A 22,211-nucleotide genomic window follows, 5' to 3' on the forward strand; every position below is an offset into this window, starting at 1 on the left:
CTCGCGGCTCCCTTCGGTTAAGATCGGCGGATCGCGGCCAGGTCGGCCGCCCGACGAGCCGCCATGCCCACGTTCGCCGATCCACGCCCGCCTTTCGAGCAGGTCGAACACCTCGACATTCCCGTCGAGCACTCGCCGACGCTCGACCATCCGATCCGCGTTCGCTCGCGCCCGGTGCCCTATGGCGTGCGGATCGCGCTGCATACGCATCCGTGGGCGCAAGTCGCCTACACGTCGCGGGGCGTGCTGCGCGTCGCAACCGCTGATTCGACGTGGATGGTGCCGCCCTCGCGCGCCATTTGGGTGCCGCCGAACGTCACGCACGAGGTGCTAATCGTGGAAGATGCGTATCTGCGCACGCTCTATGTGGACGCGAGCGTCGTGCCGGCCGGGCTCGGCGCGTGCCGCGTGGTGGAAGTGTCGCCACTGTTGCGCGAGGTGATCGCGGCGCTGGACGAAGCGTCGATCACGCGTGAGCGCGAGCGCCTGCTCGGCACGCTAGCTCTGGACGAGATCATCCGGTCGCAGCCGCTGCCGCTCTCCGTGCCGATGCCGAACGAGAAGCGCCTGCGCGCGCTCTGCGACGCGGTGCTCGCGGACCCTTCGCACTCCGATCTCGAACGCTGGTCGTCGGAAGCCGGCGCGAGCACGCGCACCATCGCGCGCCTGTTCAGACGCGAACTCGGCGTGAGCTTCTCGCAGTGGCGGCAGCAGGCCGTGCTGGCACGCGCCATTCCTTTGCTGAGTCAGGGCCGGCCGCTCGCGCAGGTCGCGCGTGAGCTGGGGTATCAGAGCCAGAGCGCGTTTTCGGCGATGTTTCGCCGTGCCTTCGGCGAAAGTCCGCGGGCGTTCTTCGCCCGCGACGCCAGCGACGAGCGCGATAAGCACGACACGCGCGGCGTCTGATGCAGCGTCCGCGCGTCGGATCAGACGCGCCGGACCATATGTCGAATGGCGCCGAGCTGGGCCAGCCTGGGGCCGGCCGGACGATAGCCGAGCCGCATATAAAGACGCGCCGCCGGGTTGTCGACGAAAACGCGCAGTTGGCATTCGGCCAGCCCGCGGGCCCGCGCCCAGCGATGCGCCGTGTTCAGCAGAAACGTGCCCGCGCCTCGTCCCCGGTAACCCGGCGCGATCTGCACGTCGCGTATATGCAGGGAGTTGTCTTCTTCGGTCACGCGCATGACGCCGATAGGCACGCCGTCCGCCTGCAGGATGAAGTTCTCGGACTCGCGCCAGCTCGAAAGAAACAGGTCGCCGCGCCAGACAAGATTGTGTCGCCGGTAATAACCGACCATGTTGTCGTGCGTGAGGGCCTCGGCGAAGGCGAAGTCGGCCATCGTCGCCTGGCGGAGTTGGTAGAGCGAGAGGTCTTCGGTCGGGTCGAGCATCGCACGCATGCAGGCACGGGACAGTGCCTCCACACTAAGACAGCGCGCGCGTGCTGGCAATGGAAAATGCGATGCCGGTGAGAAGACCGAAACCGGGGACGCGAAAAACGGGCAAAAAAAATCCAGCCCGAAGGCTGGATTTTTCACAACAAGCTGGCGGAGCGGACGGGACTCGAACCCGCGACCCCCGGCGTGACAGGCCGGTATTCTAACCAACTGAACTACCGCTCCAGCTCTTTCCTTGCTTCACGAGGCTCTAGTCACCTCATGAAACCGACAGCGCATTTTCTAGCAGCCGCCTGATTCTGGCGTCCCCTAGGGGATTCGAACCCCTGTACTCACCGTGAAAGGGTGATGTCCTAGGCCTCTAGACGAAGGGGACAGCAAACTTCTTGCAATCCTGCGGCGAAAAAAAACCGGCTAATCAGCCGGAGTATTTCCTGCTCGCAAAACGTTGGCGGAGCGGACGGGGCTCGAACCCGCGACCCCCGGCGTGACAGGCCGGTATTCTAACCAACTGAACTACCGCTCCAGCTCTTTCCTTGCTTCACGAGGCTCTAGTCACCTCATGAAACCGACAGCGCATTTTCTAGCAGCCGCCTGATTCTGGCGTCCCCTAGGGGATTCGAACCCCTGTACTCACCGTGAAAGGGTGATGTCCTAGGCCTCTAGACGAAGGGGACAGAAACTTGTGATTCTGTCTTTACCGCTTGCTTCGCCGATTAACTGCTGCAAATCAGCGAAGACCGAAATTCTAAACAACTTCGCGTTACTTGTGAAGTATTTTTTGCGACTTCCGGAACCCGGAGAACAACTTCGCAATCACTTCATCTGTTCTTGGTGGAGGTAAGCGGGATCGAACCGCTGACCTCTTGCATGCCATGCAAGCGCTCTCCCAGCTGAGCTATACCCCCTTGCAGAACAGAAACGAGATTCTATAGGCCGCTTTTGAAGTTGTAAATACCTTCTGGTGATAGAACCGACAATTTTTTCACTTATCACTTCGCGAACGCGCGCAAGGGCTTCTTCAGCGTCCTTGCGCGCGCCTATGCTCAAGCGGCCGCGCGCTCCAGACGACGCAGCACCGTATCGCGGCCGAACAGCATCAGCACGATGTCGATGGACGGCGTATGCGTCGTGCCCGCGACGAGCAGGCGCACCGGCATCGCGAGTTGCGGCATCTTGAGCTTGTGCGCGCCGAGCGTCGCCTTCAATGCAGCCGAAACGCCCTCCTTGCTCCACTCGGCTTGTTCGAGCGCCGCGCGCAGGTCCGCGATCGCCGGCCGCACTGCGTCGGTCACATGCTGCGCGAACGCGTCGGCTTCGATCGTGGGCTCGCGATAAAACATCGCGGCGTTGTCGGCGATATCCTTCACCGTCGATGCCCGATCCTTCAGCAGCCCGACGACCTGATCGAGCGGCGCGCCGTTGTCGATTGCGGCGGCGTCGATACCGGCTTGCAGCAGGAACGGCCGCGTCAGCCCGGCGAGCCGCGCGTTGTCCGCTTCCTTGATGTAGTGCGCGTTCAACCAGTTGAGCTTGTCGTGGTCGTATTGCGCGGGCGACTTGCCGAGATGGTCCAGATCGAACCATTCGATGAACTGCTCGCGCGAGAAAATTTCCGCATCGCCGTGCGACCAGCCGAGCCGGGCCAGATAGTTGACGACTGCCTCCGGCAAGTACCCGGCATCGCGGTAACCCATCACCGCCATCGCGCCGTGACGCTTGCTCATCTTTTCGCCCTGCTCGTTCAGCACGGTCGGCAGATGCGCATAGACCGGCGTTTCGCCGCCGAGCGCGCGCAGGATGTTGATCTGGCGTGGCGTGTTGTTCACGTGGTCGTCGCCGCGGATCACATGCGTGATCTTCATGTCGAGATCGTCGACCACCACGCAGAAGTTGTACGTCGGCGTGCCGTCGGGGCGCGCGATCACGAGGTCGTCGAGCTCTTCGTTCGAGATCTCGATTCGGCCCTTCACCGCGTCGTCCCATGCGACCACGCCCGTCAGCGGATTGCGGAAGCGCACCACCGGCTTCACGCCTTCCGGAATCGGCGGCAGCGTCTTGCCCGGTTCCGGACGCCACGTGCCGTCGTAGCGCGGCTTTTCGCCGGCGGCGCGCTGCCGCTCGCGCAACGCGTCAAGTTCTTCCGTCGACATGTAGCAGTGGTACGCAAGGCCCTTCTCCAGCATCTGGCCGACGACCTCGCGGTAACGGTCCATGCGCTGCATCTGATAGAACGGGCCTTCGTCGAAATCGAGGCCGAGCCACGCCATGCCTTCCAGAATCGCGTCGACGGACGCCTCTGTCGAACGCTCGACGTCCGTATCCTCGATACGCAGCACGAAAGTCCCTTTCATCTTGCGCGCGAACGCCCACGGATAGAGCGCGGAGCGGATGTTGCCGAGATGGATGAAGCCGGTCGGGCTCGGGGCAAAGCGGGTGCGGACTTGGGTCATTGCTGTTTTCTCGATGTACTCGAATGATTGCGCTCGCCCGGCGGAAGAAGCGGCCAGGCGAGAGAGCGAAGAGGCGAACGGGCGGCGCGTGAAAGCGCCGTTGGCTCTTGCACGAAAGCGGTTATCGGCCGGGATGCAAGCACGTGTGGCGCCGGCTCAATGACCCGAAATTATACCCGCCGCCCGCCTTGCGCCTGAGCCCGCGCCTTTTGCTTTATGATGTGCGCGCCGTTTCCAAAGCACCCGGAAACGCGCATGCAATCGCACACTCGCCGCATCGCTGGAGTCTCACTTGAATTCATCGTCACCTTGCTCACCTCGCATGACGCGCCGCGCGTTTTCGCTCGCGGCGGCGTCGTCCATTCTCGCGGCCTGCACGAGCACGAGCACGAGCGGCGGCAGCGGCGGCCTCGGCGGCAAAAGCGCGCCGGTCGCGAATACGCCGGCGCCGGACCCGCAACGCGCCGCGCGAGTCGGCCTCGCGCTCGGCGGCGGCGCGGCGCGCGGGTTCGCGCATATCGGCGTCATCAAGGCGCTCGAAGCGCGCAACGTCCGCGTCGATCTGGTTGCGGGCACGAGCGCGGGCTCGGTGATCGCGGCGCTGTACGCGTCCGGCATGATCGGCATCGCGATGAACAAGCTCGCGCTGACGATGGACGAAGCCTCAATCAGCGACTGGGCGATGCCCTTTCGCACGCGCGGCATTCTGCAAGGCGTGGCGCTGCAGAACTTCCTGAACAAAACGCTCGACAACCGGCCGATCGAAAAAATGGCGAAGCCGCTCGGCATCGTCGCCACCGACCTCAAGACCGGCCAGCCGATTCTCTTTCAGCGCGGCAATACCGGCGTGGCCGTGCGGGCGTCGTGCAGCGTGCCGTCGATCTTCGAGCCGGTGAAAATCGGCGACCATGAATATGTCGATGGCGGACTCGTGAGCCCGGTGCCCGCCGCGTTCGCGCACAAGATGGGCGCGGATTTCGTGATCGCGGTCGATATCTCCGCGCGGCCGGAAACGGCGCTCACGCAGAGTTCGTTCGACGTACTGATGCAGACGTTCACCATCATGGGCCAGTCGATCAAGGCTTACGAACTCGACAAATACGCGAACGCGGTCATCCGCCCGAATCTGAACGCGATGAGCAGCAGCGACTTCAGCCAGCGCAACGCCGCGATTCTTGCAGGCGAAGAAGCGGTGTCGAAGATGTGGCCGACCTTGCAGCGGCAACTGGCCGAGCGCGGCATGCGCGTTTGACGGCATCAAAAAGACGAAGGCCACGCAATGCGTGGCCTTCTCACATCAGCGCAGCGACTTTACCTTGTCGGCGGCGACATCGCCGGGCTGACCGCCCCATGTCGCCCGCAGGTAGTTGGCCAACTGCGCGATCTGCTCATCGCTGTACGTCGCGGCGAAGCCCGGCATCGGCTGCATGCGCTCGACGCCGGCGAACGGCTGCGCTTCGATGCCGTCGAGCATCGACACGATTAGATTGCGCGCGTCGCCCTGGCGCAGCGTCGAGTTGTCCTTCATCGCGACGGCGACGTGCGGCTTGCCCTCGCCTTCGCGTCCGTGACAGCCGGCGCACGAATCGAGATAGAGGTTCCGGCCGGCTGCGAGTGGCTCGGCGTCGGCCGATTGCAGCTTGACCGGCACTGGCGCGGGAGGCGCGTCGCCGAGCAGATACGTCGCGAGGGCGCGGGCGTCATCGCGATTCAGATGCTGCGTGCTGAGATACACGACCGGATGCATCTCGCCGAAGGCCGATCCCTGCCGCGCGACGCCCGTCGAGAAATACGCCTGCAAGTCCGCGCCGGTCCAGCCGCGCGCCGCCAATGCAGCCGGCGTGATATCCGGCGCAGCGATGCGTCCGAGCGCGCCGCCCTGCAGCGTCTTCGCGTCCGCGAGTTGGCCGAACGCGCCGCGCGGCGTGTGGCATTCCGCGCAGTGCCCGAGCGCGTTGGCAAGATAGCGGCCGCGCGTCCAGTCGGCCGATTGGCCCGTGGAGGCGTCGGGCAGTGCGTCGTTCAGAAACAGCATGTCCCAGAACCGCACCGCGAAACGCACGTTGTACGGGAAGTGCAGACTCGCCTCGACATTCGGCACCGCGGCGGGCTTCTGCGCCATCAGGTAAGCGTAGATAGCGTCGCTGTCCTCGCGCGACATCTGCCGGTACGACGTGTACGGCATCGCGGGATACAGCTTGCCGTTCGGCGTATTGCCGTCGTGCAGCGCCGCGTAGAACGCGTCGGACGTCCATTTGCCGATGCCGTACTTCGCATCGGGCGTGATGTTGCTGCCATAGAACGTGCCGAATTGCGACTCCAGCTTCACGCCGCCGGCGAACGGCGCGCCGCCCTCGGCCGTGTGGCAGGCGGCACAATCGGCGGCTTGCGCGAGATAGCGTCCGCGAGCGACGACTTCGGGCGAAGCGGCGGTCTTGTGCGCGACATCGCGATCGCTGTGGCAGGCGGACAGCGCGAGCGCGGCGAAGGCAGCGAGTGCAGAAGGAAGCACGCGCATGAACGAGCGGCGCACGGCGCGCGTGATTATCGATTGCATCATGCGGCGTCCTTCACGAGTCCGGGCGTGGCAAGCACGAGGTCCTTCACGGCTTCGTAGTAGCGCACGTAGCCCGTGCAGCGGCAGATGTGGTCGTTGAGCGCGGTCATGATCGTCGGTTCGATCTGATCTTTTGGAACCGGCTCGCGCTTGAGCCGCTCGAGCAGCACCGTCGTCGCGTTGACGAAACCCGGCGTGCAATAGCCGCACTGGAAGCTGAAATGATCGAGGAACTGCTGCTGCACCGGCGAGAGCTCGACCACCTCGCCGTGTTCGTTGCGCTTCGCGTGCCCTTCGATAGTCCGCACCGTCTTGCCGTCGAAGAAGTGCGCGCCGTTGATGCACGTGCGCACTTCCTCGCTCGTGCCGTCCGGGTGATCGACGATCACCACGCACGCATGGCACACGCCCTGCCCGCAGCCGAGCCGCGAGCCCGTGAGACCGGCGTATTCGTGCAGAAAATCGATCATCGGCAAACCGGACGGCACCGGCATCGGGCCGACCTTATTGCCGTTGATCGTCATCGAGAGCGAGCGCAGGTCGACGCCCGCGGCGGATGGGATGGCCGTCATGCGAGCACCTCCTGAATGTCTTGCGGCGTCACCGGCAGATCGGTGAAGCGATGGCCGATCGCGTGCGCGATCGCGTTGACGATGGCCCCGACCACCGGAATCATCACCACTTCGGCGATGCCCTTCGGCGGATCGGTCTCACTGAGCGGCGGCAGCACGTCGCCGGTCTGATTCCACACGGCGACATCGCTCGCGAGCGGCAGCCGGTAGCGGTTGAAGTTCCACGTGCCGTTGCCGGGGCCGTCTTCGTAGAGCGGCAGATACTCGTGCAGCGCGTGCCCGATGCCCATCGCGAGGCCGCCCTGCAACTGCCCCGAGACGAGCTGCGGCGCGATCGGATTGCCGCATTCGAGAATCGAGTGATGCGACAGCAGTTCGACCTTGCCGCTCGCCTCGTTCACGGCCAGTTCGACGAGCGTGCCCGCTGCGCTGTAGTACGTGACCATCGCGTTGTTGCGCTGGACCGGCGGAATCATTACGCGCTTGCGGTCGAGCACGTGATACCCGTTGGCGGTCGCCTTCCCTTTATCGGACGCGCCGCTGCCGAAGCGCACCGACAAGCCGTCGAGCGGCAACCGATCGGCCGTGCCTGCGATGTCGAACTGCGCTTCGCTCCACTGCCAGCGGTTGAACGTGTGCACGACCGCGCCGGTCGCGAGTCCCAGATCGTGCGCCTTCTTCGCGAGGACGTCGAACGGAATCGGCTCCAGTCCGTCAGCGGACAGCTTGCCGTCCGTCCAGCGCGCGTCTTCGATTCGCACGACGAACGAGGTAGCCTGACCGCCGCCGATCCCTTGCTGCCAGATTGCCATCGCGGCGGGCCACAGGCCGTGGCGGAACAGCACGCGCGCCGCCTCGCGCGTCGCGTGCGAGAAGTAGTACGCAGAATTCGTCGCGCTCGCCGGCGACATGTACGCGGGCGACCAGCGCGGATTCGCGCTCAGTCTGTCCTGCTCGGCCTGCGACATGAGGTACGGATCGCCGCTCGTGACGACGGGCAGATCCGCCCAGTCGGTGACGGCCATGTGGACCTCGGCGGCGGGCTTGCCGAGCCACTTCGCGACGACGAGCGCCTGCGAAGTAGACGATCCCGTGCCGATCTCCGCGCCCGAGTGCGACAGCGCGATGCGTCCGTCCGCGCTGAATTCGACTTTGGCGAACGCGCTCTCCGCGCCGGTGCCGAAGTCTTTCTGCACGCATGCGAAGCCAACGCCGTAGCGCATGCCCGGATGCGCGGCTTCATACTCGGTCTTGCGTTGCGCGCGCCCCGCCCACAGCGGATGCGCCTTCGCCTGACGCAACACCTCTTCTGCGCGCACGGCGCCTGCCGGAATCGCGCCCTGCGTGTTCTTCATGCCGGTGCGCATGACGTTCGCAAGACGCAGGTCGATCGGGTCGGTGCCGAGCTGCGCGGCGATGTCGTCCATCATCATTTCGGTCGCCGCCATGCTTTGCAGCGTGCCGTAGCCGCGCGCCGAGCCGGCATCGACCGCGCGCGAAGCGATGGCGACCGCGGTCAGGTCGCTCTGCGGGATGTAGTAGATGGATTGCGCCGCCGTCGCGCCGACCATCGCCACCGACGGCGAGAAATTGCAGCGCCCGCCGCCGTTCGCGATGAACTCGCCCTTGAACGCCTGAATCTTGCCGGTCTTCCTGTCGACCGCCATGCGATAGCGCATGTCGAACGCGTGGCGCTTGAGCGAGCTTTGAAACTGCTCGAAGCGGTCGAACGCGAGACGCACCGGGCGGCCGTCGCCGTACATCGCCGCGACGAGACCGTAGAACGGCACGTTGAAGTGATCCTTCGAGCCGTAGCCGACCGTGTAGCACGGGTGCAGGAACAGGTTCTTGACCGTGAAGCGCGATTTCGCCGCCATTTCGAGCGCGCTCTGCGCGACTTCGTATGGTCCTTGCGTCGGCACGACCATGTGCAGCGACTGCGTTGCCGCGTCGTACCAGCAGTTCGCGTTGTCGGGTTCGAGCGCGGCGGTATCGACGGATTGCGTCTTGTATTCACGATCCACGACGAGCCATTCTCCCGGCGGATGATCCAGCGCGTTCGCAATGGCCTGCGCGTGAAACATGCCCTGCTCGTCGAGCTTGCCGTGTTCGTTGGCGTCGGCCCAGACAGGCTCGCGCTTTTTCATCATGTGCGGGAAAAGCGGCGAGTCTTTCAGGCTCGAAAAGGTGTCGTCCTCGAACGGCGTCTTGCCGCCTACGCGCACAAAGCGGAACGACGCCCACGGATCGCGCTCGATGAAACCCGTCGTCGCGCCATAGCGGACGACCCCTTCGCGGAACTGGAGCTTGTCCTTCGCGAGACGGAAGCGCGCGAAGTCGTGATAGATCAGGATGGCGACCGCCTGACCGAGATACGCGGGCGTCTTGCCGGCGGGCAGCAGCATGTCGTCACCGTAGAAGGCGGGAAACGCGAGCTTGTCGCGCGCGAGGTCATCCGCCGTCACGACGCGATCGGGCGCGAGCCCGCCGTCGAGAATCGAAAGGTCGATGCCTTCGTAGAGGCGATCCGCGAGCGTCGTGCGAAGGATCAGCGCATGCGACTGCTCCTTGGGCCAATGCGGCATGTCCTTCGCGCGGATATCGCGTGCGAAGACTTTGTCGCCCGTCACTTTCGCGATGCCGTCGATGCGGAACTTCGGATAGCCGCTCGTCGCATGCCATTGAACGGGCGTCAGAATGCGCTCCTCGAACAACGCGGCGAACGCGCGGCTGCCCAAGGGCGCGATGAATACGGACACGCCCGCGAGCGCCCCCGCCTTCAGAAAACCGCGACGCGACAGGCCGAGTTTCCCCATGTACTTCTCCTCGAATGAACGCCTTCTGGACGCGCGCAGGCGCTGACGACCGCGCCGCTGCGGCGCGGTCGTCGTAACATTCGTTTGCAATGCAAAGGATTGACCCGCAAGCAGCGACGGTGTCCGGACGTTATGGATGACGGCCGGCATCGTTTGCCGGCACGCAGAGGGCGCGATTTTAAGGGGCGGACAGGCGCGCAACAACGCGCGCGGCGTCAAGTTCTGTCAAGATTGGCCGGCGCTTCGCGCAAACGAAAACGGCGGCGCTCTTGCGAGCGCCGCCGTCGTCTGGCAATTGGTGAAGAGGCAGACTCAGTAGTCTGCGTCTTCGATCCACGCCGCCTGTATGGCTTCGAGGATCTTTTCGTTCGATTTCTGCGGGTCGTCGTCGAAACCTTCCAGCTCGGTCACCCAGCGATGCAGGTCCGTGAAACGCACATATTGCGGATCGACATCCTGGTGCGCGTCGGTCAAGGCCATCGCGATCTCCTGAGTATCTGTCCACTTCATGGGCGAGCCTCCTGTCAGTGATTTTCTTTGGCGTGATTGATGGAGTACCGGGGAATCTCGACCACCAGATCGTCCTCGGCGGGCATCATCGCCTGACATGATAACCGCGATGTCGGCTCGAGACCCCAGGCTTTGTCGAGCAGATCGTCTTCGTCCTCGCTGGACGGTTCGAGCGCGTTGAAGCCCTCGCGGATGATGACGTGACAGGTCGTGCACGCGCACGACTTCTCGCACGCGTGCTCGATCTCGATTCCGTGTTCCAGCAGGTTGTCGCAGATGCTCTTGCCGACATCGGCGTCGATCACCGCGCCGTCCGGGCAAAGTTCGACATGAGGCAGCACAACGATTTGAGGCATGGTTTTCCGTGAATGCTTGAGTGGATCAGACGTCGTCGAGCTTGCGGCCCGCGAGCGCGCGGCGAATGCTCTTGTTCATGCGACGCGCGGCGAATTCGTCGGTGGCGGCGGCGAGCGCCTTCGTCGCGTCGTCGATCTGCTCGACCGACTCGCCCTGCGAGAGCGCCGCCAGTTCGCCGATCAGCGTTTCAATCTGCGCGCGTTCGGCCTCGTCGAGCAATTCGCCGTCGGCGGCAAGCGCGGCCTGCGTCGCTTCGATCAGGCGCTGCGCTTCCACGAGCGCCTCGCGCAGCGCGCGGGCGCGCATGTCGGTCTCGGCGGTCTTGAAGCTCTCTTCGAGCATGCGGGCGACGTCGTCATCGGCGAGACCGTACGACGGCTTCACCACCACGGATGCCTCCACGCCCGATGTCTGCTCGCGCGCAAAGACCGACAGCAGGCCGTCCGCATCCACCTGATACGTGACGCGGATGCGCGCCGCGCCCGCCGCCATCGGCGGAATGCCGCGCAATTCGAAACGCGCGAGCGAGCGGCAGTCGGAGACCAGCTCGCGCTCGCCTTGCACGACGTGAATCGCCATCGCCGTCTGGCCGTCCTTGAAGGTCGTGAAGTCCTGGGCGCGCGCCGTCGGAATGGTCGAATTGCGCGGAATGATCTTCTCGGTGAGACCGCCCATCGTTTCCACGCCGAGCGACAGCGGAATCACGTCGAGCAGAAGCCAGTCGTCGCCCTCGCCGCGCCGGTTGCCCGCGAGCAAATCCGCCTGAACCGCCGCGCCCAGCGCGACGACCTGGTCCGGGTCGAGATTGACGAGCGGCGGCTGGCCGAAGAACGCTTCCACCGCGCGGCGGATCACCGGCATGCGCGTCGCGCCGCCGACCAGCACGACGCCCTTGATATCGGCGGGCGTCACCTTTGCGTCGCGCAGCGCCTTTTTCGTCGGCCCGAGCGTGCGCGCGACGAGCGATTCGGCGAGCGCGGCGAACTGCGCTTCGGTCACGGCCACGTCGATGGTGTCGCCCGAGGACAGGCTCGCCTGCACGCGCGTTTCGCTCGCCGACGAGAGCGCCTCTTTCGCCGTGCGCACGCGATCGAGCAGCAGGCGCACGTCTTCCGGCGTCTTCGGCTGAAGGCCGGCTTGCGTCAGCACGTGGCGATACAGCGCGTGGTCGAAGTCGTCGCCGCCGAGCGCGGAATCGCCGCCCGCCGCGAGCACTTCGAACACGCCCTTCGTGAGCTTCAGAATGGACAGGTCGAACGTGCCGCCGCCGAGATCGTAGACGGCGTACAGTCCTTCGGAAGCGTTGTCGAGGCCGTACGCGATGGCCGCGGCCGTCGGCTCGTTGAGCAGGCGCAGCACGTTGAGGCCCGCGAGCTTCGCCGCGTCCTTGGTGGCCTGGCGCTGCGCTTCGTCGAAATAGGCGGGCACGGTGATGACCGCGCCGACGAGATCCTCGCCGAGCGTGTCTTCCGCGCGGTACCGCAGCGTCGCGAGAATTTCCGCCGACACTTCGACCGGGCTCTTCACGCCGTCGACCGTGCGAATCTGCACCATGCCGGGCGCGTCCACGAAATCGTACGGCGCGTTTTCCGCGCCTTCGACTTCGCTCTTGCCGCGGCCCATGAAGCGCTTCACCGACACGATCGTGTTGCGCGGATCCGTCGCGGCTTCCTCTTTCGCGATACGGCCGATGCGCCGGCCGCCCTTATCCAGATAGCGCACCACCGACGGCAGCAACACATGGCCGTCCTCGTCGGGCAGCGCTTCGGGCACGCTGTTGCGCACGGCGGCCACGAGCGAGTTCGTGGTGCCGAGATCGATGCCGACCGCCACGCGCCGCTGGTGCGGCGCGGGCGCCATGCCGGGTTCTGAGATTTGCAGTAAAGCCATCGTTGGTCTTGTGGGTTGTGTGGCGCGCGCTCGGCCTGTGTTTTCTTGTCGTGCTGGAGTGCGAGTGCGCTCGTCTTCAGGCGTTTTCCAGCCGCTCGATCTGCGTGCCGATCTCATGCGCGACGCGTTCGATGAACATCAGTTGACGCACCGCTTCGCTCGCCGCCTGATCCGCGTTGCTGTCGATCAGCGCTTCGAGTTTGGTGAAGCGCACGCGCTCTTCATCGCGCAATTCGGTGAGCAATGCCTCAAGCGCGCCGACGTTCTTCGCCGCGGCGGCATCTTCGATATTCTCGCGCCATTCCATCTGCTGCATGAGGAAGGCGGGCTCCATCGCCGTGTTGTTCTCGGCGCCGACGTCGATGCCGCGCAGCGACAGCATATAGCGCGCGCGCTTCAGCGGATCGCGCAGCGTCTGGTATGCCTCGTTGGCGCGCGTGGCCCACTGCATCGCGAGTCGGCGCTGCGCGTCGCCGGCGGCGGCGAAGCGGTCGGGATGCACTTGCGCCTGCACGGTGCGGTAGGCGTCGTCGAGCCGGCCGCGGTCAACGGCGAAAGTCGGCGGCAGGCCGAAGAGATCGAAGTGGCTGTCGGTGAGCGTTGCCATGGCTGTGTCAGTGAGTTCGGGATGCGCGAATGAAAAAGGCGGCCCGCGCCGCCTCTTGTGCCGAAACCGCCGGCGTCACGCGCGTCACACGCGGAACGATTCGCCGCAGCCGCATTCGTCTTTCGCGTTCGGATTGTTGAAGCGGAAACCTTCGTTCAGCCCTTCGCGCGCGAAGTCGAGTTCGGTGCCGTCCAGATACGCAAGGCTCTTCGGATCGATGATGATCTTCACGCCCGCCGATTCGAACACCATGTCTTCGGGCGCCAGTTCGTCGACATATTCGAGCTTGTAGGCCAGACCCGAGCAGCCGGTCGTGCGCACGCCCAGGCGCAGGCCCACGCCCTTGCCGCGCCGCGTCAAATACTTCTGCACGTGTTGTGCCGCCTTCTCCGTCAACGTGATTGCCATAGTCGTCGCGTCTCTCGCGCTCAAATCCTGCTTCCCGCAGCGCCTCCGCGTTGATGCGGCGCCGCTGCGGCCTTTCCCTGCCAGTGCCTGATGCCGACCCTACGCCGCCTGCTGCTTCGACTGCGCGTCTTCCGCTTGGCGGTCCGCCGCGCCGTGACGCTGCTTGTAGTCGGCGACCGCTGCCTTGATCGCGTCTTCCGCGAGAATCGAGCAGTGGATCTTCACCGGCGGCAACGCCAGTTCTTCGGCGATCTGCGTGTTCTTGATCGTCAGCGCCTCGTCGAGCGTGCGGCCCTTCACCCATTCGGTGACGAGCGAGCTCGACGCGATAGCCGAGCCGCAGCCGTACGTCTTGAACTTCGCATCCTCGATGACGCCGTCCGCGCCCACGCGGATTTGCAGCTTCATCACGTCGCCGCACGCGGGCGCGCCGACCATGCCGGTGCCGACAGCGTCGTCGTCCTTCGCGAACGAGCCGACGTTGCGCGGGTTTTCGTAGTGGTCCAGAACCTTGTCGCTATAAGCCATGATTCAACTCTCCGTATGTTCGTTTCGCGTGGACGCGGTGCGCTACGTTCAGTGCGCCGCCCACTGGATGCTCGAAATGTCGATGCCGTCCTTGTGCATTTCCCAGAGCGGCGACAGATCGCGCAGTTTCGCAATCTTGCTCTTGAGCAGGTTGACGACATAATCGACGTCCTGCTCGGTCGTGAAGCGGCCAACCGTGAAGCGGATCGAGCTGTGCGCGAGTTCGTCGTTGCGGCCGAGGGCGCGCAGCACGTAGGACGGCTCCAGCGACGCCGACGTGCACGCCGAACCCGACGACACCGCCACATCCTTCACCGCCATGATCAGCGACTCGCCTTCGACGAAATTGAAGCTGATGTTCAGGTTGTGCGGCACGCGGCGTTCCATGTCGCCGTTGACGTACACCTCTTCGATTTCCTGCAGGCCATGCAGCAGGCGGTCGCGCAGCATGCGGATGCGCTCGTTTTCCGTCGCCATTTCTTCGCGCGCGATGCGGAACGCCTCGCCCATGCCGACGATCTGATGCGTCGCGAGCGTGCCAGAGCGCATGCCGCGCTCGTGGCCGCCGCCGTGCATCTGCGCTTCGATGCGCACGCGCGGCTTGCGACGCACATACAGCGCGCCGATGCCCTTCGGGCCATACGTCTTGTGCGCCGAGAACGACATGAGATCGACCTTCAGCTTTTGCAAGTCGATCGTGATCTTGCCGGTGGCCTGCGCCGCATCGACGTGGAAAATGATGCCCTTTTCACGCGTGATCTCGCCGATCGCCTCGACGTCCTGAATCACGCCGATCTCGTTGTTCACGCTCATCACGGAAACGAGAATGGTGTCCGGGCGAATCGCCGCCTTGAACGTGTCGAGGTCGATCAGGCCGTCGTCCTTCACGTCCAGATACGTCACTTCGTAGCCTTCGCGCTCCAGCTCGCGGCAGGTGTCGAGCACGGCCTTGTGCTCGGTCTTCACCGTGATGATGTGCTTGCCTTTGCTCTTGTAGAAGTGCGCCGCGCCCTTGATGGCGAGATTGTCCGATTCGGTCGCGCCCGACGTCCAGATGATCTCGCGCGGATCGGCGTTCACCAGCGCCGCGACCTGCTCGCGCGCTTCCTCGACCGCGCGCTCCGCGTCCCAGCCGTACTGGTGGCTGCGCGAGGCCGGATTGCCGAACTGCTCGCGAAGATACGGAATCATCTTGTCCACCACGCGCGGATCGATCGGCGTCGTCGCGCTGTAGTCCATGTAAATGGGCAGGTGGGGGATATCGTTGTTCATCAGTCGCTCCGGGAAAATCGGTCAAATCGCTTGGCTGGGTCGCTAGCGCCGCGTTGCAGTACGTTCTGCGGTTCGCGGCGACCGGGCGCAGTCAGCCAGCCAGATTGAAAATGGAATTCGGACCCTTGGGCACGACGCGCGCCGCCTCGACGCCTGCCGGTTCCGCGCGCCGGTCACGCAGCACCGCTGCCGAGCCTTCGCGGGCGCGCTGCTGGTCGACGAGATCCTTCAGCGAGACGGAATCGAGATACTCGACCATCTTCTGATTAAGCGTCGCCCAGAGTTCGTGGGTCATGCAGTGGCCGTCGTGCTGCTTCGTGCCTTCGCACGTGCCTTTGCCGCCGCACTGCGTGGCGTCGATCGGCTCGTCCACCGCGATGATGATGTCCGCCACCGTGACGTTCTCCGCCCGGCGCGCGAGGTTGTACCCGCCGCCCGGACCGCGCACCGATTCGACGATCTCGTGCCGACGCAGTTTGCCGAACAGTTGTTCGAGATAGGAAAGCGAGATGCGCTGGCGCTGACTGATGCCTGCCAGCGTCACCGGGCCCTGCTCCTGGCGCAGCGCCAGGTCGATCATCGCCGTGACGGCGAAACGGCCTTTCGTGGTGAGTCTCATAATTGGGGGCTAACGCTAATACTCGATGATTTTCGTCAAGTATAAATATCCCACAGTTTTAGTCAAGTATCCGGGCGGAATAAGTAACGGTTGAATCCATCTTTTCGCCGCCCGCAGCGCCTGGGCGAGCTACGGCCGCAACTGTACCCGCAGCGCATTCAACAAGCCTTCGCAGGCGTCTTCGCACTGGTCCAGCACGCGCTCGAAGCCTTCGTCGCCGCCGAAATACGGATCGACGACCACGCGGCTGTCGTCGCGCGTGGCGAATTCCATCAGAAGCCGGATCTTGTCCCGATATTCCGGCGGACAGACCGAGGCGAGCGCGGCAGCGTTGGCGTCGTCCATGACGATGAACAGGTCGAAGCGCGCAAAGTCTGCTGCGGCCACCTGACGGCCGCGCAGCGTCGACAGGTCGTAGCCGCGCTTTTTCGCCGCGCGCTGGGCGCGCTCGTCGGGCGGCTGGCCGATGTGCCAGTCGCCCGTGCCCGCGGAATCGATGACGATCCGGTCAGCCAGTCTCGCCCGCTCGACCAGTTCGCGCATGACCGCTTCCGCGCTGGGCGACCGGCAGATGTTGCCGAGACAGACGAAGCAGATGGCGATCGAATTCATCGGGCCGAACGGGGAAATGGGTGTGGGACGCCGCGCAGACAACCGCGCGTTCGAATGCGCTCGGATTATACAAAGGCTCGCCTGAGTGCGCCCGGACGGGCGGCGACCGGCGCTGCCTCCCGCGCAGGATCAGCCCCGCTCGCGATGGATGTCGTGCGTGACGAAGCCACTCTCGCCGTTCGGCATGTCGAGCCAGTCGCGGCGCGCGAGCGTGCGGCGGATATCCGCGAGCCCGGTCTCCCAGTGCTCGCGCATCGTCGAAAAACCGAACTGATAGTCCTTGTACTGGCCTTCGTACTCTTTCTGCCGATAAATCAGGTGAATGATGTTGTAGCGCTTCGAGCAGGCCAGTTCGGCGGCGCGTCGGCACCACTCGTCCGTGTCGCGAAGCGCCTCGGGCACGAGGTCGAGGACGTGCTTCAGGACGTTGCGGTAACGCTGGGCGCGCTGCATCTCGTCCGTGACGAGCCGCGTGCGGCTCGAATACTGCACGTCCTTGATCCGGCCCGTGACATCGACGATATTGTCCGGCACCGGCCCGCGCGCGCTCCAGAGATCGACCTGGAACGCGAGCGTGTCGCGGCGCGGCGTAGCTTGCGCGACCTCGTAGAGCGGCGTGTTCGACATGAGGCCGCCGTCCCAGTAGAACTGTCCGTCGATCTCGACGGCGGCAAAGCCCGGCGGCAGCGCGCCCGACGCCAGAAAATGCTCGGCGCGCAACGTCGTTTGCGTGTTGTCGAAGTACGCGAAGTTGCCCGTTGCCACGTTCACCGCGCCGACCGACACGCGGGTCTCGCCCGAATTGATGCGGTCGAAGTCGCAAAGGCGTTCGAGCGTAGCCTTGAGCGGAGTCGTATCGTAATAGCTCGCGGTCTCGGGCGAACCCGATGCCACCGGCGACGGCGGCGGAAAGCGCGGCACGAAGAAACCCTTCTGCCCTTCCACGAGCGCATCGACCGCCTGCAACGCGGTAAAGGCCTTTCGAATCTGGTCGGTCGAATCGAAGAACGCGCGCTCGACAAACGCCGGCAACGGAAAGCCGAATGCCGGCTGACAGATGGTTTCCCAGAATTCCCGCAGCCGCTCGACGCGTTTCTCCGGCGCATTCCCCGCGATGATCGCGGTGTTGATCGCGCCGATGGAGATGCCGGCGATCCAGTTCGGGTGAATGTCCGCTTCGTGCAAGCCCTGGTAGACGCCGGCCTGATACGCGCCGAGCGCGCCGCCGCCCTGAAGCAGGAGCGCGATGGTCTCGTAGGGCGGCAAGCTGATGCGCTGTGGTGCCGCGGGCGCTTCTTCGTGACTGCGTTCGCTTCCGAGGGCTTGGTTGTCGTCGCTTTCTGACATGAGGCCTCGTTCCTTATTGCATGTGCAAGCCGTGGCTCACTACGAACGATTGCCCCGTGCGCGGCGCCCGTTCGAACGCGGTCTGCGCCACGTCTTCGACCGTTGTGGACACGCCGTCCACGGTGCCGTCGACGAGCGCGAGCGCCAACGCGCGGCCGATGCCGCTTGCCGCGTCTGTGACCACCGCTGTCTCGCCGCCTGACTTACCGTTCTGTGACATGCCAACCTCGTGTCGGAAGACTGCATGACAACATGCGAACCATGCGGCCATCAAGCCGGCCATTCGGCATAGGAGGATTCGCGTTCGCTTGCAAGCATCGCCTAGGCCGTTTGGCCAGCTATTGCGCGAAACCGGGAGCGGCTATTGTGCATGAACGTAGCGGCGCGTCGCAGCGGCTGGCCGAGCCGAACAGCCGCGCCTGTGTGCTCCGCTACAATTGATCGCTTTCGCTTTTTATCGCTTCTTGCGGGCCACTCGTCATGCTCAGTTACCGTCACGCCTTTCACGCGGGCAACCACGCCGATGTGCTGAAGCACGCCATTGTCGTTCAGATGCTTCGATATCTCGGGCTGAAAGACAAATCGTACTGGTACATCGACACGCATGCCGGTGCAGGCGTGTATTCGCTAGCGGAAGGTTTCGCGGCGAAAAACGCGGAGTACGAATCGGGCATTGCGCGATTGTGGGATCGCACCGACTTGCCGCCGCTGCTGGCCGATTACGTCGACGAAGTGAAGGCGTTGAACCCGGACGGCGCATTGCGCTTCTATCCGGGCTCGCCGTATCTGGCTTGGCGCGCGATGCGCGAACAGGACCGCATGCGGCTTTTCGAGCTGCACAGCACGGAGATCGACGTGCTGCGTCATAACTTCCGCGACGCCGGCCGCCGCGCGATGATCTACGACGGCGACGGATTCGAAGGCATCAAGGCGATTCTTCCTCCGCCGCCGCGCCGCGCGCTGGTGCTGATCGACCCGTCTTACGAAGACAAGCGCGACTATGCGCGCACGGTCGAATGCCTCGAAGAATCGCTCAGGCGCTTTGCCACCGGGACCTATGCGGTCTGGTATCCGCAAGTCTCGCGCATGGAGTCGCAGCGTTTCGCCGATCAGTTGAAGGCCATCCAGCCGACTGGCTGGCTGCACGCGACGCTCACCGTCAAGGCCCCGCCGGCGGACGGCCTCGGCTTGTTCGGCAGTGGCATGTTCATCCTGAATCCGCCGTATAAGCTCGCGAGCGAGTTGAAGCAGGCGTTGCCGTATCTGGTCGATGCGGTCGGCCAGGATGCGGGCGCTGCATTCAAATTGGAGCAGCGCGCGGACTGATTGCGTCCGGTCAGGGGTACGCCTCCCGTCGCCTGCGCGGGTGGCTCGGGTTAGTCGTCGCGGGCGTTGCCGTCTGCCCGCCATATTCAACGTAGGGCGAAACCACGATCGGCTGCTGCTCCTGTGGCGGCAGTCCAGGTAACGTCGCCATAGGGACCATGCCCGGCGCACCGAGGGGCGCGCTTTGCAGAACCGTTCCGCTCGCGCCGCTATGTATGCCGGTTTGCGTATCGAGCACGAGCGGTTCGCCGCCGGGCTTCGCGAATACCAGGTTGCCGTGGCAAAGCGCCACGGCGAACACCGCGCAGGCTGCGAGGCGGCGCGTCTGCGTCGTCTTGGGGATGTGGCGTGTCATCGATCGCTCTATTCGGTAGACGAAACGGCTTTACCTTACCCCGGTGGCAAGCTTTAGGCTAGGCGCTCACATTCATTGACCGTTCTTTCGGGAGAATCATGAAGTCGACACGGAATCTGCTGCGCGCGGTGCTCGCCGTCATCACCGTTTCCTTCAGCGTAAGCGGCTTCACCCAGACCGCGGCGCCTTCGCACGGCAGCATGCCGGGCATGAAACATGGGATCACCGCCAACGCGGATGCGCCCTCGAACGCAGCTTTCGAGGCCGCCGATGAATCGATGATGTCGAGAATGTCAGACGTTCAGTACACGGGAAACGCTGACCGCGATTTCGTCGCGCACATGATTCCGCACCACGAGGGCGCGGTCGAAATGGCGAAGGTGGAACTGAAGTACGGCAAGGACGCGAAACTGCGCGAGTTGGCGAAGGACATCGTCGCCGCGCAGGAGAAGGAAATTGCATTCATGAAGCAGTGGCTGGCTACCCATCCGGCGCAGAAGTGAGCTCGCTTCGAATAGAAGCCGAAGAAACGACAAAGCCCCGCATGACGGGGCTTCTCGTTCAACACCTGGCGCGCTTTGCGACGCGCGGACTCGGGCTTCAGATGTTGTAGCCGTTGTTTTCAAGCGAACGGATACGCTTCTCGAGTTGGACGACGTCCGACGATTGAGCGAGATACTCTTCGCGGCGGCGCTGTTCGGCGGCTTCAAACCAGATGCTGAGTTTTTCGAGCAGGATTGCAAACATGATGTTCTCCAAGGATTGATGCTGGTCCCTGGCGTTCCGGGTCAGGGATAACCCGCATTAGGGATAACCCGGATTATAGCTGACCCATCTGCATGGTGTGAGTGAAATGCCCGCATGGAGTGCATTCCGTTTCGGAATGGTGCTGCGTCTTCCGGTCCTTAAACTGCTGATTCCACAGAGAAATCGGGCAGAACGGCAGATTAATGCACAGTTAGCGTGCATTCACTGCGCCAGTTTGTCCAAAATTGGGCAGTCGGGGCGCTCATCGCCGTGGCAGTGCCGTGCAAGGTGTGACAGCGTGTCGCGCATGTCCGTTAGCTCCGCAATCCGGCGATCCAGTTCCGCGACATGTTCGAGCGCGATGGCTTTCACCTCGGCGCTGGCTCGCGTCCGGTCATGCCACAGCGCCAGCAGCTTGCGGATATCCTCGACGAGAAAGCCCAGACGCCGCGCTTGTCGCACGAACCGCAGCGCATGAACTTCCTGTTCGCCATATACGCGGTATCCCGATGACGTCCGCCCGACCGGCGTGAGCAAGCCGACGCTCTCGTAATACCGGATCATCTTCGCGGTGACGCCCGACGCGCGGGCCGCTTCCCCAATGTTCATCCTGTTCTCCTCCGACTTTCCGCCGACTCTACACCTTCCCATCATGGCAAGGTATACGATGTCGATGTTCTCACTCATTTGAAGAGGAAAGCGATATGACCGAATTCGAAGTTCAAGGCATGAGTTGCCAGCATTGCGTCGCTGCCGTCACGCGTTCGATTCAGGAGATCGACCCGCAGGCGCAGGTTCGCGTGGATCTGGAACGCGGTACGGTAGCGGTCGAATCGACGCAGACTGAGCAGGCGCTCAAGGACGCCATCGACGATGCCGGCTATACCGTCGTAGGCGCAGCTTCCGCATGACAGGCGGCAACGGGTTCACTGTCGCGCTGATCGGCGCTTCCGGTCTTCTGGGGCGCGCAGTATCGGCTGAACTCGCCGGCGTGGCGCCGTGGCGCGTCGTGCGTACCGCGCATCGGCGCGCGGGTGCGGACAGCGTGGCGCTCGATGTCCGCGATGACGACGCCGTGCGCGCCTTTCTGCGCCGGGAAGAGCCGGATGCCGTCGTGATTGCGGCAGCGGAGCGTCGGCCGGATGTGTGCGAGAACGACCCGCAACTCGCTCGCGCGCTCAACGTGGACGCCGTGCGCGTCATCGCTAGCGAAGCGAGTGCGCTCGGCGCGTGGGTCCTGTCGATTTCGACGGACTATGTTTTCGACGGCACGTCTGCGCCCTACTTTCCCGACGACGCGCCCGCGCCGCTGAACGCCTACGGTCACAGCAAGCTCGACGGCGAGCGCGCGTTGCTGCAAGCCGATCCGCAATCGTGCGTGCTGCGTCTGCCGCTGCTTTACGGACCGGTCGTCGACTGGAGCGAATCGGCGGTGACGAGCTTGACGCCCGCGATCGTCGCCTCCGCCGATCCGGCGAAAGCGCCGGCTTTGATGGATGCGTGGGCGACGCGTTACCCGACCTACACACCGGACGTCGCGGTGGTGATCCGGGGCATGCTCGAACATCACGCTCGCGGCGCGACGATTTCCGGCATCACGCAATGGTCCGGCGACGAACCGATGACAAAGTTCGATATCGCCGAGCGCATCGCGCGCGTGCTGAAAGTGGACGCGAAGCTCGTGGCGCAACGCGAGCCGACCGACGCGACGCCGCGCCCGCGCGATTGCCATCTGGATTCAGGCCGCCTGGAGGCGCTCGGCATCGGGCGGCGCACGCCGTTCGATACGGCGATCGAACGGCTGCTCGCGAATTATCCGGCGCTGCCGTCGCAGTGAT

General features: G+C 64.3%; 24 protein-coding genes, 5 tRNA genes and 1 pseudogene. 6 read left to right on the forward strand and 24 right to left on the reverse strand.

All coding sequences use genetic code 11. The annotated features are described in order from the left end of the window. Positions 1–63 precede the first annotated feature (63 nt). Complete coding sequence (locus NCR37_RS07865) at positions 64–906, forward strand: AraC family transcriptional regulator (protein ID WP_250472506.1); 843 nt, start codon at positions 64–66, stop codon at positions 904–906. Positions 907–926: 20 nt separating this feature from the next. On the opposite strand, the gene NCR37_RS07870 is transcribed toward NCR37_RS07865, so the two are convergent. The 7 genes from NCR37_RS07870 to gltX form a co-directional block, all read right to left on the reverse strand. After that, entirely contained in the window at positions 927–1,400 is a 474-nt protein-coding gene (locus tag NCR37_RS07870) for a GNAT family N-acetyltransferase (RefSeq protein WP_250472507.1), read from the reverse strand. Positions 1,401–1,545: 145 nt separating this feature from the next. Next, a tRNA-Asp gene (locus NCR37_RS07875) sits at positions 1,546–1,622 on the reverse strand. Positions 1,623–1,697: 75 nt separating this feature from the next. Further along, positions 1,698–1,773, reverse strand: a tRNA-Glu gene (locus tag NCR37_RS07880). Positions 1,774–1,846: 73 nt separating this feature from the next. Then, positions 1,847–1,923, reverse strand: a tRNA-Asp gene (locus NCR37_RS07885). A 75-nt stretch (positions 1,924–1,998) separates the two neighbouring features. After that, a tRNA-Glu gene (locus NCR37_RS07890) sits at positions 1,999–2,074 on the reverse strand. 155 nt (positions 2,075–2,229) lie between these two features. Continuing rightward, positions 2,230–2,305 (reverse strand) — tRNA-Ala (locus NCR37_RS07895). A gap of 138 nt (positions 2,306–2,443) precedes the next feature. Beyond that, positions 2,444–3,850 (reverse strand): glutamate--tRNA ligase, encoded by a 1,407-nt coding sequence (gene gltX, locus NCR37_RS07900; protein WP_250472508.1) that lies wholly within the window; start codon positions 3,848–3,850, stop codon positions 2,444–2,446. 322 nt (positions 3,851–4,172) lie between these two features. Between gltX and NCR37_RS07905 the strand changes: the two genes are divergently transcribed. After that, the gene (locus NCR37_RS07905; RefSeq protein ID WP_250472509.1) at positions 4,173–5,102 is read left to right on the forward strand and encodes a patatin-like phospholipase family protein; all 930 of its coding nucleotides are present in this window, start codon (positions 4,173–4,175) and stop codon (positions 5,100–5,102) included. 45 nt (positions 5,103–5,147) lie between these two features. On the opposite strand, the gene NCR37_RS07910 is transcribed toward NCR37_RS07905, so the two are convergent. The 14 genes and pseudogenes from NCR37_RS07910 to NCR37_RS07975 all read right to left on the reverse strand — a co-directional run. Further along, entirely contained in the window at positions 5,148–6,410 is a 1,263-nt protein-coding gene (locus NCR37_RS07910; RefSeq protein WP_250472510.1) for a cytochrome c, read from the reverse strand. Beyond that, entirely contained in the window at positions 6,407–6,979 is a 573-nt protein-coding gene (locus NCR37_RS07915) for a (2Fe-2S)-binding protein (RefSeq protein WP_250472511.1), read from the reverse strand. The genes NCR37_RS07910 and NCR37_RS07915 overlap by 4 nt, the downstream gene beginning before the upstream one ends. Then, positions 6,976–9,795: a xanthine dehydrogenase family protein molybdopterin-binding subunit gene (locus NCR37_RS07920; protein WP_250472512.1), complete on the reverse strand. Its 2,820-nt coding sequence runs from the start codon at positions 9,793–9,795 to the stop codon at positions 6,976–6,978. Before NCR37_RS07920 ends, NCR37_RS07915 begins: the two co-directional genes overlap by 4 nt. Positions 9,796–10,107: 312 nt before the next feature. After that, positions 10,108–10,305: a Fe-S cluster assembly protein IscX gene (gene iscX / locus NCR37_RS07925; RefSeq protein WP_175940519.1), complete on the reverse strand. Its 198-nt coding sequence runs from the start codon at positions 10,303–10,305 to the stop codon at positions 10,108–10,110. A 14-nt stretch (positions 10,306–10,319) separates the two neighbouring features. Then, positions 10,320–10,661, reverse strand: a complete 342-nt coding sequence (gene fdx, locus NCR37_RS07930; RefSeq protein WP_206466551.1) for an ISC system 2Fe-2S type ferredoxin — start codon at positions 10,659–10,661, stop codon at positions 10,320–10,322. A gap of 25 nt (positions 10,662–10,686) precedes the next feature. After that, entirely contained in the window at positions 10,687–12,552 is a 1,866-nt protein-coding gene (gene hscA, locus NCR37_RS07935) for a Fe-S protein assembly chaperone HscA (RefSeq protein ID WP_250472513.1), read from the reverse strand. Positions 12,553–12,628: 76 nt separating this feature from the next. Further along, positions 12,629–13,159, reverse strand: coding sequence for a Fe-S protein assembly co-chaperone HscB (gene hscB / locus NCR37_RS07940; RefSeq protein WP_250472514.1), 531 nt, complete (start codon positions 13,157–13,159; stop codon positions 12,629–12,631). A gap of 84 nt (positions 13,160–13,243) precedes the next feature. After that, a complete protein-coding gene (iscA, locus tag NCR37_RS07945) occupies positions 13,244–13,567 on the reverse strand; it encodes an iron-sulfur cluster assembly protein IscA (RefSeq protein WP_244846652.1) in 324 nt (107 codons plus the stop codon). A gap of 99 nt (positions 13,568–13,666) precedes the next feature. Beyond that, positions 13,667–14,095, reverse strand: coding sequence for a Fe-S cluster assembly scaffold IscU (gene iscU / locus NCR37_RS07950; protein WP_250472515.1), 429 nt, complete (start codon positions 14,093–14,095; stop codon positions 13,667–13,669). 48 nt (positions 14,096–14,143) lie between these two features. Next, a complete protein-coding gene (locus NCR37_RS07955; RefSeq protein ID WP_250472516.1) occupies positions 14,144–15,367 on the reverse strand; it encodes an IscS subfamily cysteine desulfurase in 1,224 nt (407 codons plus the stop codon). Positions 15,368–15,458: 91 nt separating this feature from the next. Then, positions 15,459–15,986 carry a Fe-S cluster assembly transcriptional regulator IscR gene (gene iscR / locus NCR37_RS07960; protein ID WP_040050918.1) on the reverse strand — a complete coding sequence of 176 codons (528 nt, stop codon included), beginning with the start codon at positions 15,984–15,986 and terminating at the stop codon, positions 15,459–15,461. Positions 15,987–16,115: 129 nt separating this feature from the next. After that, positions 16,116–16,598, reverse strand: a complete 483-nt coding sequence (locus NCR37_RS07965) for a low molecular weight protein-tyrosine-phosphatase (RefSeq protein ID WP_250472517.1) — start codon at positions 16,596–16,598, stop codon at positions 16,116–16,118. A gap of 129 nt (positions 16,599–16,727) precedes the next feature. Next, positions 16,728–17,945: a DUF3734 domain-containing protein gene (locus NCR37_RS07970; RefSeq protein WP_250472518.1), complete on the reverse strand. Its 1,218-nt coding sequence runs from the start codon at positions 17,943–17,945 to the stop codon at positions 16,728–16,730. A gap of 13 nt (positions 17,946–17,958) precedes the next feature. Further along, a pseudogene (locus NCR37_RS07975) lies at positions 17,959–18,081 on the reverse strand (3-hydroxybutyrate dehydrogenase); the annotation flags it as partial. A gap of 344 nt (positions 18,082–18,425) precedes the next feature. On the opposite strand from NCR37_RS07975, the gene NCR37_RS07980 reads away from it, so the two are divergent. Continuing rightward, positions 18,426–19,271 carry a 23S rRNA (adenine(2030)-N(6))-methyltransferase RlmJ gene (locus NCR37_RS07980; RefSeq protein ID WP_250472519.1) on the forward strand — a complete coding sequence of 282 codons (846 nt, stop codon included), beginning with the start codon at positions 18,426–18,428 and terminating at the stop codon, positions 19,269–19,271. Positions 19,272–19,281: 10 nt separating this feature from the next. Here NCR37_RS07980 and NCR37_RS07985 read toward each other — a convergent pair whose 3' ends face one another. After that, positions 19,282–19,626, reverse strand: a complete 345-nt coding sequence (locus tag NCR37_RS07985; protein WP_250472520.1) for a hypothetical protein — start codon at positions 19,624–19,626, stop codon at positions 19,282–19,284. 98 nt (positions 19,627–19,724) lie between these two features. On the opposite strand from NCR37_RS07985, the gene copM reads away from it, so the two are divergent. Then, on the forward strand, positions 19,725–20,129 hold the full coding sequence (gene copM, locus NCR37_RS07990) for a CopM family metallochaperone (RefSeq protein WP_250472521.1): 405 nt from the start codon (positions 19,725–19,727) through the stop codon (positions 20,127–20,129). 97 nt (positions 20,130–20,226) lie between these two features. On the opposite strand, the gene NCR37_RS07995 is transcribed toward copM, so the two are convergent. Together NCR37_RS07995 and cueR are read right to left on the reverse strand one after the other, a co-directional pair. Then, the gene (locus tag NCR37_RS07995) at positions 20,227–20,373 is read right to left on the reverse strand and encodes a DUF3563 family protein (RefSeq protein ID WP_175940530.1); all 147 of its coding nucleotides are present in this window, start codon (positions 20,371–20,373) and stop codon (positions 20,227–20,229) included. Between the two features lie 222 nt (positions 20,374–20,595). Further along, positions 20,596–20,982 (reverse strand): Cu(I)-responsive transcriptional regulator, encoded by a 387-nt coding sequence (gene cueR / locus NCR37_RS08000; protein WP_175940531.1) that lies wholly within the window; start codon positions 20,980–20,982, stop codon positions 20,596–20,598. Between the two features lie 95 nt (positions 20,983–21,077). Here cueR and NCR37_RS08005 point away from each other — a divergent pair, with 95 nt between their 5' ends. Continuing rightward, entirely contained in the window at positions 21,078–21,284 is a 207-nt protein-coding gene (locus NCR37_RS08005) for a heavy-metal-associated domain-containing protein (protein ID WP_250472522.1), read from the forward strand. Next, positions 21,281–22,210, forward strand: a complete 930-nt coding sequence (locus tag NCR37_RS08010) for a dTDP-4-dehydrorhamnose reductase family protein (protein ID WP_250472523.1) — start codon at positions 21,281–21,283, stop codon at positions 22,208–22,210. Before NCR37_RS08005 ends, NCR37_RS08010 begins: the two co-directional genes overlap by 4 nt. Position 22,211 lies beyond the last annotated feature (1 nt).

It is taken from the genome of Caballeronia sp. GAFFF1, assembly GCF_023630705.1.
Classification (GTDB): domain Bacteria; phylum Pseudomonadota; class Gammaproteobacteria; order Burkholderiales; family Burkholderiaceae; genus Caballeronia.

Bases quoted from the DNA above. Each gene is read 5' to 3' on its own strand.
- NCR37_RS07865 (WP_250472506.1), top strand. From the start codon at position 64: ATGCCCACGTTCGCCGATCCACGCCCGCCTTTCGAGCAGGTCGAACAC.
- NCR37_RS07870 (WP_250472507.1), bottom strand. From the start codon at position 1,400: ATGCGTGCGATGCTCGACCCGACCGAAGACCTCTCGCTCTACCAACTC.
- gltX (WP_250472508.1), bottom strand. From the start codon at position 3,850: ATGACCCAAGTCCGCACCCGCTTTGCCCCGAGCCCGACCGGCTTCATC.
- NCR37_RS07905 (WP_250472509.1), top strand. From the start codon at position 4,173: ATGACGCGCCGCGCGTTTTCGCTCGCGGCGGCGTCGTCCATTCTCGCG.
- NCR37_RS07910 (WP_250472510.1), bottom strand. From the start codon at position 6,410: ATGATGCAATCGATAATCACGCGCGCCGTGCGCCGCTCGTTCATGCGC.
- NCR37_RS07915 (WP_250472511.1), bottom strand. From the start codon at position 6,979: ATGACGGCCATCCCATCCGCCGCGGGCGTCGACCTGCGCTCGCTCTCG.
- NCR37_RS07920 (WP_250472512.1), bottom strand. From the start codon at position 9,795: ATGGGGAAACTCGGCCTGTCGCGTCGCGGTTTTCTGAAGGCGGGGGCG.
- iscX (WP_175940519.1), bottom strand. From the start codon at position 10,305: ATGAAGTGGACAGATACTCAGGAGATCGCGATGGCCTTGACCGACGCG.
- fdx (WP_206466551.1), bottom strand. From the start codon at position 10,661: ATGCCTCAAATCGTTGTGCTGCCTCATGTCGAACTTTGCCCGGACGGC.
- hscA (WP_250472513.1), bottom strand. From the start codon at position 12,552: ATGGCTTTACTGCAAATCTCAGAACCCGGCATGGCGCCCGCGCCGCAC.
- hscB (WP_250472514.1), bottom strand. From the start codon at position 13,159: ATGGCAACGCTCACCGACAGCCACTTCGATCTCTTCGGCCTGCCGCCG.
- iscA (WP_244846652.1), bottom strand. From the start codon at position 13,567: ATGGCAATCACGTTGACGGAGAAGGCGGCACAACACGTGCAGAAGTAT.
- iscU (WP_250472515.1), bottom strand. From the start codon at position 14,095: ATGGCTTATAGCGACAAGGTTCTGGACCACTACGAAAACCCGCGCAAC.
- NCR37_RS07955 (WP_250472516.1), bottom strand. From the start codon at position 15,367: ATGAACAACGATATCCCCCACCTGCCCATTTACATGGACTACAGCGCG.
- iscR (WP_040050918.1), bottom strand. From the start codon at position 15,986: ATGAGACTCACCACGAAAGGCCGTTTCGCCGTCACGGCGATGATCGAC.
- NCR37_RS07965 (WP_250472517.1), bottom strand. From the start codon at position 16,598: ATGAATTCGATCGCCATCTGCTTCGTCTGTCTCGGCAACATCTGCCGG.
- NCR37_RS07970 (WP_250472518.1), bottom strand. From the start codon at position 17,945: ATGTCAGAAAGCGACGACAACCAAGCCCTCGGAAGCGAACGCAGTCAC.
- NCR37_RS07980 (WP_250472519.1), top strand. From the start codon at position 18,426: ATGCTCAGTTACCGTCACGCCTTTCACGCGGGCAACCACGCCGATGTG.
- NCR37_RS07985 (WP_250472520.1), bottom strand. From the start codon at position 19,626: ATGACACGCCACATCCCCAAGACGACGCAGACGCGCCGCCTCGCAGCC.
- copM (WP_250472521.1), top strand. From the start codon at position 19,725: ATGAAGTCGACACGGAATCTGCTGCGCGCGGTGCTCGCCGTCATCACC.
- NCR37_RS07995 (WP_175940530.1), bottom strand. From the start codon at position 20,373: ATGTTTGCAATCCTGCTCGAAAAACTCAGCATCTGGTTTGAAGCCGCC.
- cueR (WP_175940531.1), bottom strand. From the start codon at position 20,982: ATGAACATTGGGGAAGCGGCCCGCGCGTCGGGCGTCACCGCGAAGATG.
- NCR37_RS08005 (WP_250472522.1), top strand. From the start codon at position 21,078: ATGACCGAATTCGAAGTTCAAGGCATGAGTTGCCAGCATTGCGTCGCT.
- NCR37_RS08010 (WP_250472523.1), top strand. From the start codon at position 21,281: ATGACAGGCGGCAACGGGTTCACTGTCGCGCTGATCGGCGCTTCCGGT.